12 protein-coding genes and 2 pseudogenes are annotated in these 12,818 nt (G+C 72.6%); 4 read left to right on the top strand and 10 right to left on the bottom strand.

Annotation, left to right across the window (positions count from 1 at the left end):
- Positions 1-15 precede the first annotated feature (15 nt).
- The 3 genes from ACF0H8_RS00590 to ACF0H8_RS00580 all read right to left on the bottom strand — a co-directional run bounded on the left by ACF0H8_RS00590 (position 16) and on the right by ACF0H8_RS00580 (position 3,432).
- A complete protein-coding gene (locus tag ACF0H8_RS00590; protein WP_395287053.1) occupies positions 16-1,041 on the bottom strand; it encodes an L-idonate 5-dehydrogenase in 1,026 nt (341 codons plus the stop codon).
- 232 nt (positions 1,042-1,273) lie between these two features.
- Positions 1,274-2,044, bottom strand: coding sequence for an SDR family oxidoreductase (locus ACF0H8_RS00585; protein WP_395287052.1), 771 nt, complete (start codon positions 2,042-2,044; stop codon positions 1,274-1,276).
- Between the two features lie 8 nt (positions 2,045-2,052).
- On the bottom strand, positions 2,053-3,432 hold the full coding sequence (locus ACF0H8_RS00580; protein ID WP_395287051.1) for a GntP family permease: 1,380 nt from the start codon (positions 3,430-3,432) through the stop codon (positions 2,053-2,055).
- A 268-nt stretch (positions 3,433-3,700) separates the two neighbouring features.
- Here ACF0H8_RS00580 and ACF0H8_RS00575 point away from each other — a divergent pair, with 268 nt between their 5' ends.
- From ACF0H8_RS00575 to ACF0H8_RS00565, 3 genes and pseudogenes are all read left to right on the top strand, one after another.
- Positions 3,701-4,447, top strand: coding sequence for a FadR/GntR family transcriptional regulator (locus ACF0H8_RS00575; protein ID WP_395287050.1), 747 nt, complete (start codon positions 3,701-3,703; stop codon positions 4,445-4,447).
- Positions 4,448-4,569: 122 nt separating this feature from the next.
- Positions 4,570-5,573, top strand: a pseudogene (locus ACF0H8_RS00570) (transposase); the annotation flags it as partial.
- Positions 5,574-5,870: 297 nt separating this feature from the next.
- Positions 5,871-6,257: a transposase gene (locus ACF0H8_RS00565; RefSeq protein ID WP_395290784.1), complete on the top strand. Its 387-nt coding sequence runs from the start codon at positions 5,871-5,873 to the stop codon at positions 6,255-6,257.
- Between the two features lie 180 nt (positions 6,258-6,437).
- Here the strand turns inward: ACF0H8_RS00565 and ACF0H8_RS00560 are convergent, their stop codons facing one another.
- From ACF0H8_RS00560 to ACF0H8_RS00530, 7 genes and pseudogenes are all read right to left on the bottom strand, one after another.
- A complete protein-coding gene (locus tag ACF0H8_RS00560; RefSeq protein ID WP_395287049.1) occupies positions 6,438-7,148 on the bottom strand; it encodes an HAD hydrolase-like protein in 711 nt (236 codons plus the stop codon).
- The gene (locus ACF0H8_RS00555) at positions 7,145-7,663 is read right to left on the bottom strand and encodes a gluconokinase (protein ID WP_395287048.1); all 519 of its coding nucleotides are present in this window, start codon (positions 7,661-7,663) and stop codon (positions 7,145-7,147) included. The genes ACF0H8_RS00560 and ACF0H8_RS00555 overlap by 4 nt, the downstream gene beginning before the upstream one ends.
- A 206-nt stretch (positions 7,664-7,869) precedes the next feature.
- Complete coding sequence (locus tag ACF0H8_RS00550) at positions 7,870-8,649, bottom strand: amino acid ABC transporter ATP-binding protein (RefSeq protein WP_395287047.1); 780 nt, start codon at positions 8,647-8,649, stop codon at positions 7,870-7,872.
- On the bottom strand, positions 8,646-9,431 hold the full coding sequence (locus ACF0H8_RS00545; RefSeq protein ID WP_395287046.1) for an amino acid ABC transporter permease: 786 nt from the start codon (positions 9,429-9,431) through the stop codon (positions 8,646-8,648). The genes ACF0H8_RS00550 and ACF0H8_RS00545 overlap by 4 nt, the downstream gene beginning before the upstream one ends.
- Before the next feature lie 17 nt (positions 9,432-9,448).
- Entirely contained in the window at positions 9,449-10,324 is an 876-nt protein-coding gene (locus ACF0H8_RS00540) for a basic amino acid ABC transporter substrate-binding protein (protein ID WP_395287045.1), read from the bottom strand.
- A gap of 236 nt (positions 10,325-10,560) precedes the next feature.
- A pseudogene (locus tag ACF0H8_RS00535) lies at positions 10,561-10,914 on the bottom strand (thiamine pyrophosphate-binding protein); the annotation flags it as partial.
- A gap of 71 nt (positions 10,915-10,985) precedes the next feature.
- Entirely contained in the window at positions 10,986-12,194 is a 1,209-nt protein-coding gene (locus ACF0H8_RS00530) for an MFS transporter (protein ID WP_395287044.1), read from the bottom strand.
- 101 nt (positions 12,195-12,295) lie between these two features.
- Between ACF0H8_RS00530 and ACF0H8_RS00525 the strand changes: the two genes are divergently transcribed.
- Positions 12,296-12,760 carry a nucleoside deaminase gene (locus ACF0H8_RS00525; RefSeq protein WP_395287043.1) on the top strand — a complete coding sequence of 155 codons (465 nt, stop codon included), beginning with the start codon at positions 12,296-12,298 and terminating at the stop codon, positions 12,758-12,760.
- Positions 12,761-12,818: the final 58 nt, after the last annotated feature.

The following is a 12,818-nucleotide window of genomic DNA, read 5'->3' as shown; positions in this document are numbered from 1 at the left end:
GGACGCTTCTTCGGGTCAGGCATGGTCGGCGGGCCGCCAGAGTGAGACGAGCACCTTGCCGGACGAGGCCGAGTCCTTGGCGGCGGCGAAGGCCTCGACGGCCCGGTCGGCGGGCAGCTCGTGGGTGATGACCTGCTCGAAGCCGGGGTTGGCGTCGAGCAGGGCGACGGCCTCGTCGATCTCGTCGTCGAACCGGAAGGTGCCGCGCAGCTGCAACTCCTTGGACACCAGCGCGGCGAGGTTGATGGGCCGGGGCTCGTTGGGGACCATCCCGACCTGGACGACGATGCCGGCGCGGCGCGCCGCGACCAGCGCGGGGCTGATGGCTGCCGGCACCCCGGAGCACTCCAGCACGACGTCGAAGGCCATCGCGGGGATCTCCTCCACGCCGACCTGGACGGTGCCGTGGACACCCAGGGCGCGGGCCCGCTCGAGCGGGCCGGGCAGCACGTCCGTGGACACCACCTGGGCGGCGCCCTTGGCCAGCGCCGCGGCGGCGGCGAGCAGACCGATCGGGCCGGAGCCGGAGATTAGGACGCGCCGGCCCTCCACCCCGCCGGCGACGTTGATGCCGTGCAGCGCGACGGCGAGGGGCTCGGCGAGCGCGGCGCGGCGCAGGGGCAGGGAGCCGGGCAGCACGCGGACCATGTCCTTGCCCACCACGAGGTACTCGCTCATGCCGCCCTGGGTGTGCGGCCACGTGGAGGCGCTGCCCAGGTAGGAGCCGCCCGGCCACAGGTGCCGGCGGTCCTCCACGCCGGGCTCCGGGGTGCCGAAGGTGGCCGGGTGGATGGTCACCGGCGTGCCGGGGGCGAGCTCGCCGGAGGGGTCGAGGTCGACGGTGCCGGACATCTCGTGCCCGGGCACGAGGGGCTCCCGGACGACGTACTCGCCGTTGGCGCCCTCGTTGTAGTAGTGCAGGTCCGAGCCGCAGATGCCGCCGAACGCCATGCGCAGGCGGACCTGGCCCTCGCCGGGCTCAGGGGTGGGGACGTCGACCTCCTGCAGGTCGAGCTTGCCGTTGATGACGATGGCCTTCATGACAACTTCCTTCTGCGGTGCCCGGCGCGTCGTCGGGCGGGGTGGGGTGGGGCGGAGGGGCCGGGGTGGGTCGGAGGGGCCGGGTGCCGGGGGCGGCGCCGGGCGGTGTGGGCACCGCGAGGGCGCCTCGACACGTCGAGGGCTGCAGCTGCAGGAGTGGCCATCGACGTGTCGAGGGGCCCTCGGCGGCCGGGTGGGCGTGGCGGATGGGCCGCCCCACCCAACCGGGCGGTCAGACGACGGACGTCATGCCGCCGTCGACGAAGATGTTCTGCCCGGAGACGAAGCTCGAGGCGTCGGACGCCAGGTACACCAGCGTGCCGACGAGCTCTTCGAACCTCCCCCACCGCTGGGCGGGGGTCCGGCCGATCACCCAGGCGTTGAAGGCCTCGTCCTCGACGAGGGCCTTGTTCATCTCGGTGGCGAAGTAGCCGGGGGAGATGGCGTTGACCTGGATGTTGAACCGCGCGAGGTCGGCGGCCATGCCCTTGGTGAGCATGACGACGCCGCCCTTGGTGGCCGAGTACGGGGCGATGGTCTGCCGCGCCAGCATCGACTGGACCGAGCCGATGTTGACGATCTTGCCCGAGCCGCGCTCGGCCATCCCCCGCGAGACCTGCCGGGAGACGTAGAACGCGCTCGAGAGGTTGGTGGCGACGATGTCGTCCCAGTCCTTCGGGTGGAACTCGGTGAACGGCGCCCGGCGCTGGATCCCGGCGTTGTTGACCAGGATGTCGGGCACGCCGTGCTCGGCAACCAGCTCGGCGACGCCCGCCTCGACGGCTTCGACGTCGGTGACGTCGAACGTGGCGGTCCCCGCGGGGGCCGTGCCCGTGGCCTCGGCGATCCGGTCCGCGGCCGCGGCGAGCGCGTCCCGGTCGCGGCCGTGGAGGACGACGCGGGCGCCGGCCTCGGCGAGCCCGGTGGCGAGGGCGTTGCCCAGGCCGCGGGAGGAGCCGGTGACCAGGGCCAGCCGGCCCGAGATGTCGAAGATGTTGCCCATCCCGCTCCTCAGAAGATCAGGAAGACGGCGAGGGCGACGGCGAAGCCGAGCACCGACTCCAGGGCCTGCTGGACCGTCCAGGTCTTCAGGGTGGTCTTGACGTCCATCCCCATCAGGCGGCCGACGAGCCAGAAGCCCGAGTCGTTGACGTGCCCGGCGAAGACCGAGCCGGCGGCGGTGGCCAGGGTGACGGCGACGATCTGCATGACGCTGTAGTCACCGGCGGCGACGGCCGGCGCCATGAGGCCCGCCGCGGTCACGAGGGCGACGGTGGCCGAGCCCTGCGCCACGCGCAGGATGACGGCGATGACGTACGCGGCGACGATCACCGGCAGCCCGAGGTTGTCCAGCGAGTTCGCGAGGGCGTCGCCGATGCCCGAGGCGCGCAGGATGCCACCGAACATGCCGCCCGCGCCGGTGATGAGGGTGACCGAGGCGACGGGGCCGAGCGAGGAGTCGAGCACCTTCTCCAGGGCGGTGCCGTTCTCGCCGCGGCGGGTGCCGAGCACGACGGTGGCGACGAGGACCGAGATCAGGAGCGCCACCGGAGACTCGCCCAGGGCCGAGAGGACCTGGAACCAGGTGGCGTCGGCCGAGACGACCCCGGCGGCACGCAGGAAGTCCAGGCCGGTGTTCAGGAAGATGAGCACCAGCGGCAGCAGCAGCATCGCGATGACCGTGCCGACGCGCGGGGGGTTCTTGGGCTGGTCCTCGTCCACGGACCCGAACAGGGCCGGGACCGGGATGACGTACTTGGTGCCGACGCGCTTGCCCCAGAGGTAACCGGAGACGTACCAGACCGGAAAGGCCATGACCAGGCCGACGAGCAGCACCAGCCCGAGGTTGGCGCCGTAGAGCTCGGTCGCGGCGACCGGGCCGGGGTGCGGGGGCACGAAGACGTGCATCACCGAGAACGCGGCCGCTGCCGGGATGCCGTAGAGCAGCACGTTGCCCCCGCCGAGGCGGCGGGCGACCGCGAAGATGATGGGCAGCATGACGACCAGGCCGGCGTCGAAGAAGATGGGGAAGCCCATGATCAGCGAGGCCAGGCCGAGGGCGAACGGTGCCCGCCGGTGGCCGAAGGCGTCGACGAGCTTGTCGGCCAGCACCTTCGCGCCGCCGCTGTGCTCGACCATCTTGCCGAGCATGGCGCCGAGGCCGATGAGCAGCGCGACCGAGCCGAGCGTGCCGCCGAAGCTGCTCACCGCGGTGTCGACGATGAGGTTGGTCGGGATGCCGGCGGCGAACGCCGTGAGCAGCGAGACCAGGATGAGCGTGAGGAACGCGTGCATCTTGAACTTGATGACCAGGACCAGCAGCAGCGCGATGGCGGCGGCCGCGATCCCGAGCAGGGGACCCGCTCCGAGGGTCTGAGTCCACTCTTCCATGGATAACTCCGTTGTCGTGGACGGGCCCACCCGTGGTGGCCGCCGCCCAGTTCTCGACCGGTCCGCCTCGCGGCGGGCCGGCGTTGTCGGGGCCAGGGCCGCGGTCTCGCGGCGACAGTGGTCGCATGCCGGACGGCCCTGGTGTGGTGCCGACCACCCTGACACAATGGTCACATCATTGACAAACCAACTAGCGGACGGGCATTCCCGACGGGCCGAGGTGCGCTGTCCCGGGCGGGCCAGACGCCAGGGGAACAAGGAGGTCACGATGACGGCACCGGTGCTGCACAGCGACGTGCTGGACCGGCTCGGTCAGGAGATCGCGCACGCGAGGCTGCCCGCCGGGAGCGTGGTGACGCTCGCATCCCTGGAGGAGCGGTTCGGCGTCTCGCGCACGGTCGTGCGCGAGGCGGTGCGGGTCCTCGAGTCCCTCGGCATGGTGGAGTCCCGCCGCCGCGTCGGGGTGCGGGTGCGGCCCCCTGCCGGCTGGACGGTGCTCGACCCGCGGGTGGTGCGCTGGCGGCTGTGCGGGCCGGAGCGGGACCTGCAGCTGCACCGGCTCACCGAGCTGCGCCTGGCGCTGGAGCCGACGGCGGCGCGGCTGGCCGCCCGCAAGGCGGGGCCCGCCGTCGGGGAACGGCTGGCGGAGCTCGCGGCGCGCATCCGGGAGCTTGGGGAGGCGGGCCAGGGGGACCAGCCCGAGTACCTCGCGGCCGACATCGCCTTCCACGGCCTGCTGCTCGAGGCGAGCGAGAACGACCTGTTCCTGGCGATGCAGGACGTGATCACCGAGGTCCTCGCGGGCCGCACGCACCTGCACCTGACCCCGGCCGAGCCGGCCCCGGCGTCGCTGGACCACCACGAGGCGGTCGCCCGCGCCGTGAGCGCGCGGGACGAGGAGGCGGCCGAGCGCCACGCCAGGGCGGTGGTGATGGAGGTCTGGCACGAGCTGCGCGACGCCGACCTCGCGACGCCCGCCGGGCGGCTGACGGCGCCGCCGTCCCGCACATCATGAGCGCCGCCGCAGCGGGATGGGCCCGCGGCCAGCGGGTCACCGCCGCCGGTGAGCGCTAGGAGACTGCTGAACAATGCGTGTCCCTGCCCGGTCTTGGTGTGCGGTTCGGGAACGCTTGGGGCATGCAGGGGCGAGCTCGAGAGATCAGCGGGATCTGTTCGACGCGGAGTCGATGGCCGGTGAGCTGCTTGAGCCGGGCAGCGTGTACGCGTTCTTGGCCGAGCACCGGCTGGCGTTGTTCCCGGAGGAGTTGTTCGCGGACCTGTTCCGCTCGGCGCGCGGGCGCCCGTCGGTGCCGGCGGACGTGGTCGCCACGGTGCTGGTGCTGCAGACGCTGAACGGGCTGTCGGACCGGGAGGCGGCCGAGGCGGTCACGTTCGACCTGCGGTGGAAGGCGGCGTGCGGTCTGCCGGTGCAGGCGCCGGCGTTCCATCCGACCACGCTGACGTACTGGCGCCGCCGCCTCGCCGCGAGCCGGCGGCCGTACCGGATCTTCGAGGCCGTGAACGCGGTGGTTTTGGAGACCGGGATCCTGACGGGCAAGACCCGGCGGGCGCTGGACTCCACGGTGCTGGAGGACGCGGTCGCCACCCAGGACACCGTGACCCAGCTGATCGCCGCGATCCGCCGGGTCGCCCGCGAGGTCACCGGCGGCAAGAAGGCGGTCGCGGCGCACTGCACCCGGCACGACTACAGCTCGCCGGGTAAGCCGCGGATCGCCTGGGACGACCCGGCCGCCCGGGACGAGCTCGTCTCGGCGTTGGTCACCGATGCGCTGGCGCTGCTGGACCACCTCGACGTCGATGCGCTGCCCGAGGACCAGGCGCAGGTCGTGGCGCTGCTGGCGGTGGTCGCGGGTCAGGACGTCGAGCCCGCCGAGGGCAGCGACGGCACGGACGGGCGCTGGCGCATCGCCCGCAAGGTGGCCTACGACCGGGTCATCTCCACCGTCGATCCCCAGACCCGGCACGCCCATAAGACCGTCCATCAGCGCCGTAACGGGTTCAAGGCCCATGTCGTGGTGGAGCCGGCCACCGGGCTGATCACCGCCACCAAGCTGACCAAGGCCGCCGGGGCCGAGTCCGCCGACGGCGCGGTCGGCGTCGACCTGCTGGCCACCGACACCACCCTGAGCCCCGAGACCACCGAGAGCACCGCGAGCCCGGAGAACCCCGAGAGCGCCGCGAGCCCGGAGAACCCCGAGAGCGCCGCGAGCCTCGAGGCCGCGGAGGCCGGCGAGGCGCCCGTCGTCGCGCAGGTCCCGGTCGAGGTCCTCGCCGACTCCGCCTACGGCACCGGCGAGGCGCTGGCCGCCCTGGAGGCGGCCGGGCACACGGCGATCATCAAGCCCTGGCCGTTGCGCCCGGCCATCCCGGGCGGGTTCACGCTCGAGGACTTCACCGTCGACCAGGCCGCCGGCACCGTGACCTGCCCGAACGGGCTGACCCGGAAGATCAGTGCCAAGCGCAAGGTCACCTTCGGGGCCGGCTGCCGCGGCTGCCCGCTCCGGGCGCGCTGCACCACCGCCGCGCGCGGCCGCCAGCTCGACCTGCACCCCCACGACGCGCTCCAGCGCGCGCACCGCGCCCGGGCCCAGCAACCCGAGTTCCAGCAGACCTACCGCACCTGGCGGCCGATGGTCGAACGCTCCATCGCCTGGCTCACCCGCGGCAACCGCAAGGTCCGCTACCGCGGGATCGCCAAAAACGACCACTGGCTCCACCACCGCGCCGCCGCCATCAACCTCAAGCGGCTGCTCACCCTCGGCCTGCAGCGCACCGCCGGGGCCTGGGTGATGGCCACGGCCTGACCGGCTGGACCACCGCCCCGGCCCGCACGGGCCCGCCAGGCGCATCATGAATCCGACGGGCAGGCCCGACCTCGACGTCCAGCCCAGCGCTGTGACCGCCGCGAGACGGCCGTGAGGCGACCTGCCCGCGCACGCTTCTGCTCACGCGGGTACAAGAACGCCGTCTTGTTCAGCAGCCTCCTAGCCGGGGCTCGCGCCGTCGTCGGCGCCGAGCAGCAGCGCGGCGAGCTCCTCCGGGGTCGCCGCCGTCGCCCGGGCGCCCCGTTCCTCGCCGGGCTGCCCGTAGCCCCACCCGACCAGGACGGTGGGCACGCCGTGGGTGGCGGCGCCGTCGACGTCGTGGTGCCGGTCTCCGACCATGACGGCGCCCCCGACGTCCGCGCCGGCCGCGCGCAGCCCCGCCAGGGCGTCCTCGACGATGTCGGCCTTCGTGCTGCGGCTCTCGTCCGGCGTGGCGCCGCAGATGACGGAGAAGTACCCGGCGAGCCCGGCGTCCTCGAGGATGCGGACCGCGAGGTGGCGCAGCTTCGACGTCGCCACGGCGAGTGGCAGGCCGGCGGCGTGCAGCCGGCCGACCAGCTCGGGCACCCCGGGGAAGAGCTCGGCCTCGAGCATGTGCTCCGGGTAGATCGTCCGGTAGGTGGCGACCACGGCGGTCAGCTCCTCCTCCGGCACGCCACCGAACTCGGCGAAGCCCTCCCGGCTGGGCGGGCCGACGAAGCGCAGCAGCTCCTCGGGGGTCTGGGCGGGGTAGCCGTGGCGGGCCAGCGTCTCGGCCACGCACCGCGTGATCACCGGACCGGAGTGGCTGAGCGTCCCGTCGAGGTCGAGGAGGACGGCCGTGGGCGCGAGGCGGGGCGCGCGGGCCGGCGCCAGCGTGCCGGTGCTCATCCGGGCAGGCCGAGCCTGGAGAGGATCTCGTCGACGATCTGCTCCGGGGTGCCGGAGATGTCCAGGGCGATGCCGTTCTCCCCGTCCGCGAGCGGCTCCAGCGTGCTGAACTGCGAGGGCAGCAGGGACGTGGGCATGAAGTGCCCCTTGCGGGCGGCCATGCGCTCGGCGATGAGCTCCGGCGAGCCGTTCAGGTGCACGAAGGTGACGTCGCCGTCGGGGCCGGCGAGGATGTCGCGGTAGGCCCGCCTGAGGGCGGAGCAGGTGACGACGGCGTTGCTGCCGGCGGCGTCCTGCTCGTCGAGCCACGCCCGGATGGCCCGCAGCCACGGCCAGCGGTCCTCGTCGGTCAGCGGGGTGCCCGCGCTCATCTTGTCGATGTTCGCCTGCGGGTGGAACTGGTCCGCCTCGGCCCGCAGCCAGCCGAGACGCTCGGCGAGGAGCTCGGCGACGGTGGTCTTCCCCGACCCGGCCACCCCCATGACGACGAGATGCTTGGCGCTGCTGTTCACCATCGTTCCTGACCTTCCTGCGCGACCCTCGCCCCCCGACGTTGTCACCGCGAGGCCACGGCATCCAAATGGATCCGCGCGTCAGTGGCCGATCTCACGGGCGCGGGCAGGCCGCCGACGCCTCCGGAGAGGGCAGGTAAGTCCCGCGGTCACAGCACCGCGGACGCGGTCACAGCACCTTGGACGCGGTCACAGGACCTTGGACGCGGTCAGAGGACCTTGGAGAGGAACGCCTGTGTGCGCGGGTGCTGCGGGGCGGCCAGCACCTCGCGGGGGGTGCCCTCCTCGACGATCAGGCCGTCGTCCATGAAGATCAGCCGGCTGCCGACCTCCCGGGCGAAGCCCATCTCGTGCGTCACCACCATCATCGTCATCCCCTCGGCCGCCAGGCCCTTCATCACCTCGAGCACCTCGCCGACGAGCTCGGGGTCGAGCGCGGAGGTGGGCTCGTCGAAGAGCATCATGTCGGGGTTCATCGACAGCGACCGCGCGATGGCCACCCGCTGCTGCTGGCCGCCGGAGAGCTGCGCCGGGTGCGCAGCCGCCTTGTCAGTGAGCCCGACCCGCTCGAGCACGGCCCGCGCCACCGCCCTCGCCTCGGCCGGCTTGCGGCGCAGCACCCGCTCCTGGGCGATGGTGAGGTTGCGGAGCACGGTCATGTGCGGGAAGAGGTTGAACTGCTGGAAGACCATGCCGATCCGGGTGCGGATGTGGTCCAGGTCGACGTCGGGATCGAGGATGTCCACCCCCTCGATGTGCACCGAGCCGCTGGTGGGCTGCTCCAGCAGGTTCACCGTGCGCAGCAGCGTGGACTTTCCCGAGCCGGAGGGGCCGACGACGCAGACGACCTCGCCCGGCTGGATCGTCAGGTTGATGCCCTTGAGCACCTCGTGCTCGCCGAAGCTCTTGTGCAGGTCCCGGATGTCGATGGCGGGCACGTCGCGAGGCGGCGTGGTGACCTCCGCGCCGGAGCCGAGGGGTGCGGTCATCGGGTCCTCGCCATCTTCCGTTCGAGCACCGCCACCAGGCGCGTCAGCGGGATCGTCACCAGCAGGTAGAGCATCGCCGCCATGATCAGCGGGGTGCCGTTGGCGTTCGTCGTCAGCGCGTCACGCGCGAAGGTGGTCAGCTCCTTGGTGAAGACGGTGGACCCGACGATGAACAACAGCGACGTGTCCTTGAGGAGCAGGACGAACTCGTTCGTCATCGGAGGGATGATGATCCGGAAGCCCTGGGGCAGCACCACCCAGAACATCGTCCGTGCGGGCGACATGCCCAGCGAACGTGCTGCCTCCGTCTGCCCCTTGGGCACCGCCTGGATGCCCGCGCGGATCACCTCGGCCATGTACGCCGACGCCACGAGGATGAGCCCGAGCAGCCCGGCCCCGATCTGGCCGCCCGGCACCTGGACACCCAGGCCGATCGGCACGATGTAGGCCATGGCGAAGATGGTGAGCAGCGCGGGGACGCCGCGGAAGACCTCGATGTACGCGGTGGCGAACCAGCGGTAGGGCCCCACCTGCGAGAGCTTCAGCAACGCCATGACGATGCCGAGCACCAGGCCGCCGAAGAAGGCGATCAGCGTGAAGAGGATCGTGTTCTTCAGCGCGATCGTGATGATCTGCGGCAGCTGCTCCCGGGCGATGTCCAGCCGGAAGAACTGGTTGGCCACGCGTTCCCAGTCCATCGCCGCGACGACGATCACCACGACGGCGAGGAAGATCGCGTAGTTCACGCCGCGTGACAGGCGGCGCCTGGTGGTCTTGCGCACGGCGACCCCCGGCCGGCTCAGGACTCGTCGGCGGCGAAGTACGAGTCGTAGATCTCCTGGTAGGTGCCGTCCTCGCGCAGCGTGGCGAGCTCGGCGTTGATGGCCTCGAGCAGCTCGGGCTTCTGCCCCTTGGCGAGGGCGAAGCCGTACTGCTCGCCGGTCTCGTACTCCTCGACGATCACGTAGTTCTCGTCGGCCTTGACGTGCTCGACGTTGACCGGCTGGTCCTGCAGGATCGCGTCGATCTGGCCCGCCTGCAGCGCCGGCCACAGCTCGCCGTCGGAGGGGAAGGCCGAGATGTTGGCGCCGGTGGCGTTCTCCTGGGCGTAGCTCTGGCCGGTGGTGCCCTGCTGCACGCCGACGTTCTTGCCGGCGAGGTCGTCGATGGACTCGATGCCGGAGTCCTTGTGCACCAGCAGCGACTGCAGGGAGTCGTAGTAGGGGTCGGTGAAGTCGAGGTTGGCCTCGCGCTCGGGCGTGATGGTCATCGCCGAGGCGCCGATGTCGCACTGCCCGGCGGCCAGCGTGGTGCCGGACTGCAGGGCGTCGAAGCTGACGTCCTGGACGGCCAGCTCGAGGCCCAGGTTCTCGGCGATCGTCGAGAGCAGGTCGATGTCGAAGCCGCTGTAGCCGCTGGGCGCACTGGGGTCCTCGAACTCGAACGGCGGGTAGGGCACGTCCGAGCATGCCGTCAGCGTGCCCTCCTGGACCAGGTCGAACTCGGCCCCCGCTGCGGCGCCACCGCCGTCACCACCGCCGTCCTCGCCGTTGCCCCCGCCACCGCACGCGGCCAGCACCAGCGCGGCGGCTGCCGCCCCGACGGCGATACGGGTCCGACGTGCGGTCATGGTGGCCTCCAGGGCGCCGGTGACGTCAAGATTCTGCCAGGTCATGGCATCAGGCAGTTGTTTCCCCGGTGTTACGCCGAGGTTGCAGGAGTGTGGCAGATCACGGACCCAGGGTCCAACACGGTCCGCTCCGTCGCGCGCGGGCGCCGCGGCCGGCGGCGCCGCGCAGCGACGGCGTGGGTGCCGGGCCGGCCCCCGGCGACGGCGCCGCACCGAGGTCACGGCCGGCACGTTGCGGAGGTTCGACCTGGCCATGGCCATGACCTCGCCCATGGCGCCGCCGAGCACCTGCTTGGTGACCGCGGTGGCGAAGCCGCGGATCTGCCCGGAGGTGATCGAGGGCGCGCGAGCACCGGCACCCGCGAGCGGTTGGCGTCGTAGAGGCCGTTGATCAGGTGGATGCTCCCCGGACCGCCGGAGCCGGCGCGCACGGCCAGCCTGCCCGTGACCTCGGCCTCGGCCGCGGCGGCGAAGGCGGCGGACTCCTCGTGCCGCACGTGGACCCACTCGATCCCGCGCGTGCGGCGCACGGCGTCGACGACCGGGTTCAACGAGTCCCCCACGATGCCGTAGATCCGTTGGACCCCCGCGGCGACCATCTGGTCCAAGAGATGCTGGGCGACGGTGCGGGCCATGGCGACTCCTTCGTCAGACGACGCTGACGATCTCCCGCCCCCGGCCGCCCCCTGCAGCCCGGGGCCCGAGCTCACGGCAGGTGCGGGACCTCCGTGGCACGACGCCGCAGCACCGGGGCGGTGAGGAGCGCGGCGACGACGGCGAGCAGCCCGCAGACCGTGACCGTGCCGAACCCGCCGAACGAGCCGGCCCGGTCGATCATCGTGCCGCCGACGGACGCGCCGAGCGAGACGCCCAGGTTGATGCCCGTGCTCAGCAACGTCAGGCCCTCGGTGAGGCGCTCCTTCGCGACGACCTGCTGGATGATCGAGTTGCCGTTGATGATCGTCGGCGAGATCGCGAAGCCGGTCACGAACATCACCACCGCCATCACGCCGAGGCTGTTGACCAGCAGGAACAACGACGAGCCGACGGCGAGCACCACGACGCCGAGCAGGAAGCGCCGCCACGCGGGCCCGGTCCAGACCTTGGCGCCGTACAGGAGGCCGGCGATCATCGAGCCGCCCGCGAAGATTGCGAGCAGCAGCCCGGCCGCGCCCGGGCGACCGGCCTCGGCGGTGAAGGCCACGACGGCGACGTCGGTGGCGCCGAAGATGCCGCCCGCGAACACGAAGACGACGACGAGCCCCACCATGGCGCTGGAGCGCATGACGGAGCCGCGGCCGGAGCGACCCGTCAGCACCGCCGTCGGCGGCTCGGTGGACCGCTGGGCGAGAAAGGCGTAGCCACCCCCCGCGACGAGGACCAGAGCCAGCGCCAGGCCCGCCCACGGGGCGACCGAGGTCGCCAGCGCCGTGGCGATCACCGGCCCGAGGACGAAGGTGCCCTCGTCGAACGCGGACTCCAGCGAGAACGCGCGATGCAGCTGGCCCGGGTTGTGCACGGCACGGCTCCACCGGGCGCGCACCAGGGCGCCCATGGATCCGATGGTCGCGCCGGCCAGCACCGCCGCCGCGAACAACGTCCAGCTGGGCGCGCCGGCGACCGCGGCGGCCGTGAGCCCGGCGAGGCCCAGCGCGCTGACGGTGACCGACGGCACCATGACCCTGGCCTGGCCGTGCCGGTCGACGAGCCGGGCGAGCTGCGGGGCGCAGACCGCCTGCGCGACGACGAAGGTCGCGGAGACGCTGCCGGCCAGCCCGTAGGAGCCGGTGAGGGCCGCGAGCATCAGGACGATGCTGATGCTCACCATGCCCCCGGGGAGGCGGGCCAGCAGACCCGTGGCGGAGAAGGCCAGGGCGCCCGGGAGGGCGAGGACCTGGCGGTAGGGGCCGAGCACCGGAGGATTCTCGCACCGTCCGCCGGTGGTCCCCCGCCGCACGGACGGATCCGCGCGGTGGCACTGGTCACCCGCGCCCGGCCCGCTGGCAGGATCGACTCATGGGAACGACGCGACCGACGGACGCCGACGCGCTCGCCGCGGCGCTGGCCGAAGCCCGGGCCGGCCGCGCCGAGGGCGGCATCCCCATCGGGGCGGCCCTGGTCGTGGACGGGCGGGTGCTCGCCGTCGGGCGCAACCGGCGGGTGCAGGACGGGAGCGTGATCCGCCACGGCGAGACGGACTGCCTCGAGAACGCCGGCCGGCTGCCCGCGAGCGTCTACGCGCGCGCCACCATGGTGACCACGCTGTCGCCGTGCGACATGTGCACCGGAGCGATCCTGCTCTACGGGATCCCGCGCGTGGTCGTGGGCGAGAACCGCACGTTCCGCGGCGGGGAGGAGCTGCTGCGGCAGCGGGGCGTGGAGGTCGTGGTCCTCGACGACCCGGTGTGCGCCGACCTCATGCGCGCCTTCGTGGCGGAGGAGCCGCACCTGTGGCACGAGGACATCGGCGAGGAGGGCTGATGGCGCGGCGCGGGCGGCCGGAGAGCCGTGCCGCGCTGTCCGTAACGCGTCGGTAACG

Source organism: Georgenia sp. AZ-5 (assembly GCF_043952095.1).
Taxonomy (GTDB): domain Bacteria; phylum Actinomycetota; class Actinomycetes; order Actinomycetales; family Actinomycetaceae; genus Georgenia.
Note: the sequence above shows the minus strand (reverse complement) of the source record. Positions and strands in the feature narration are given on the sequence as shown.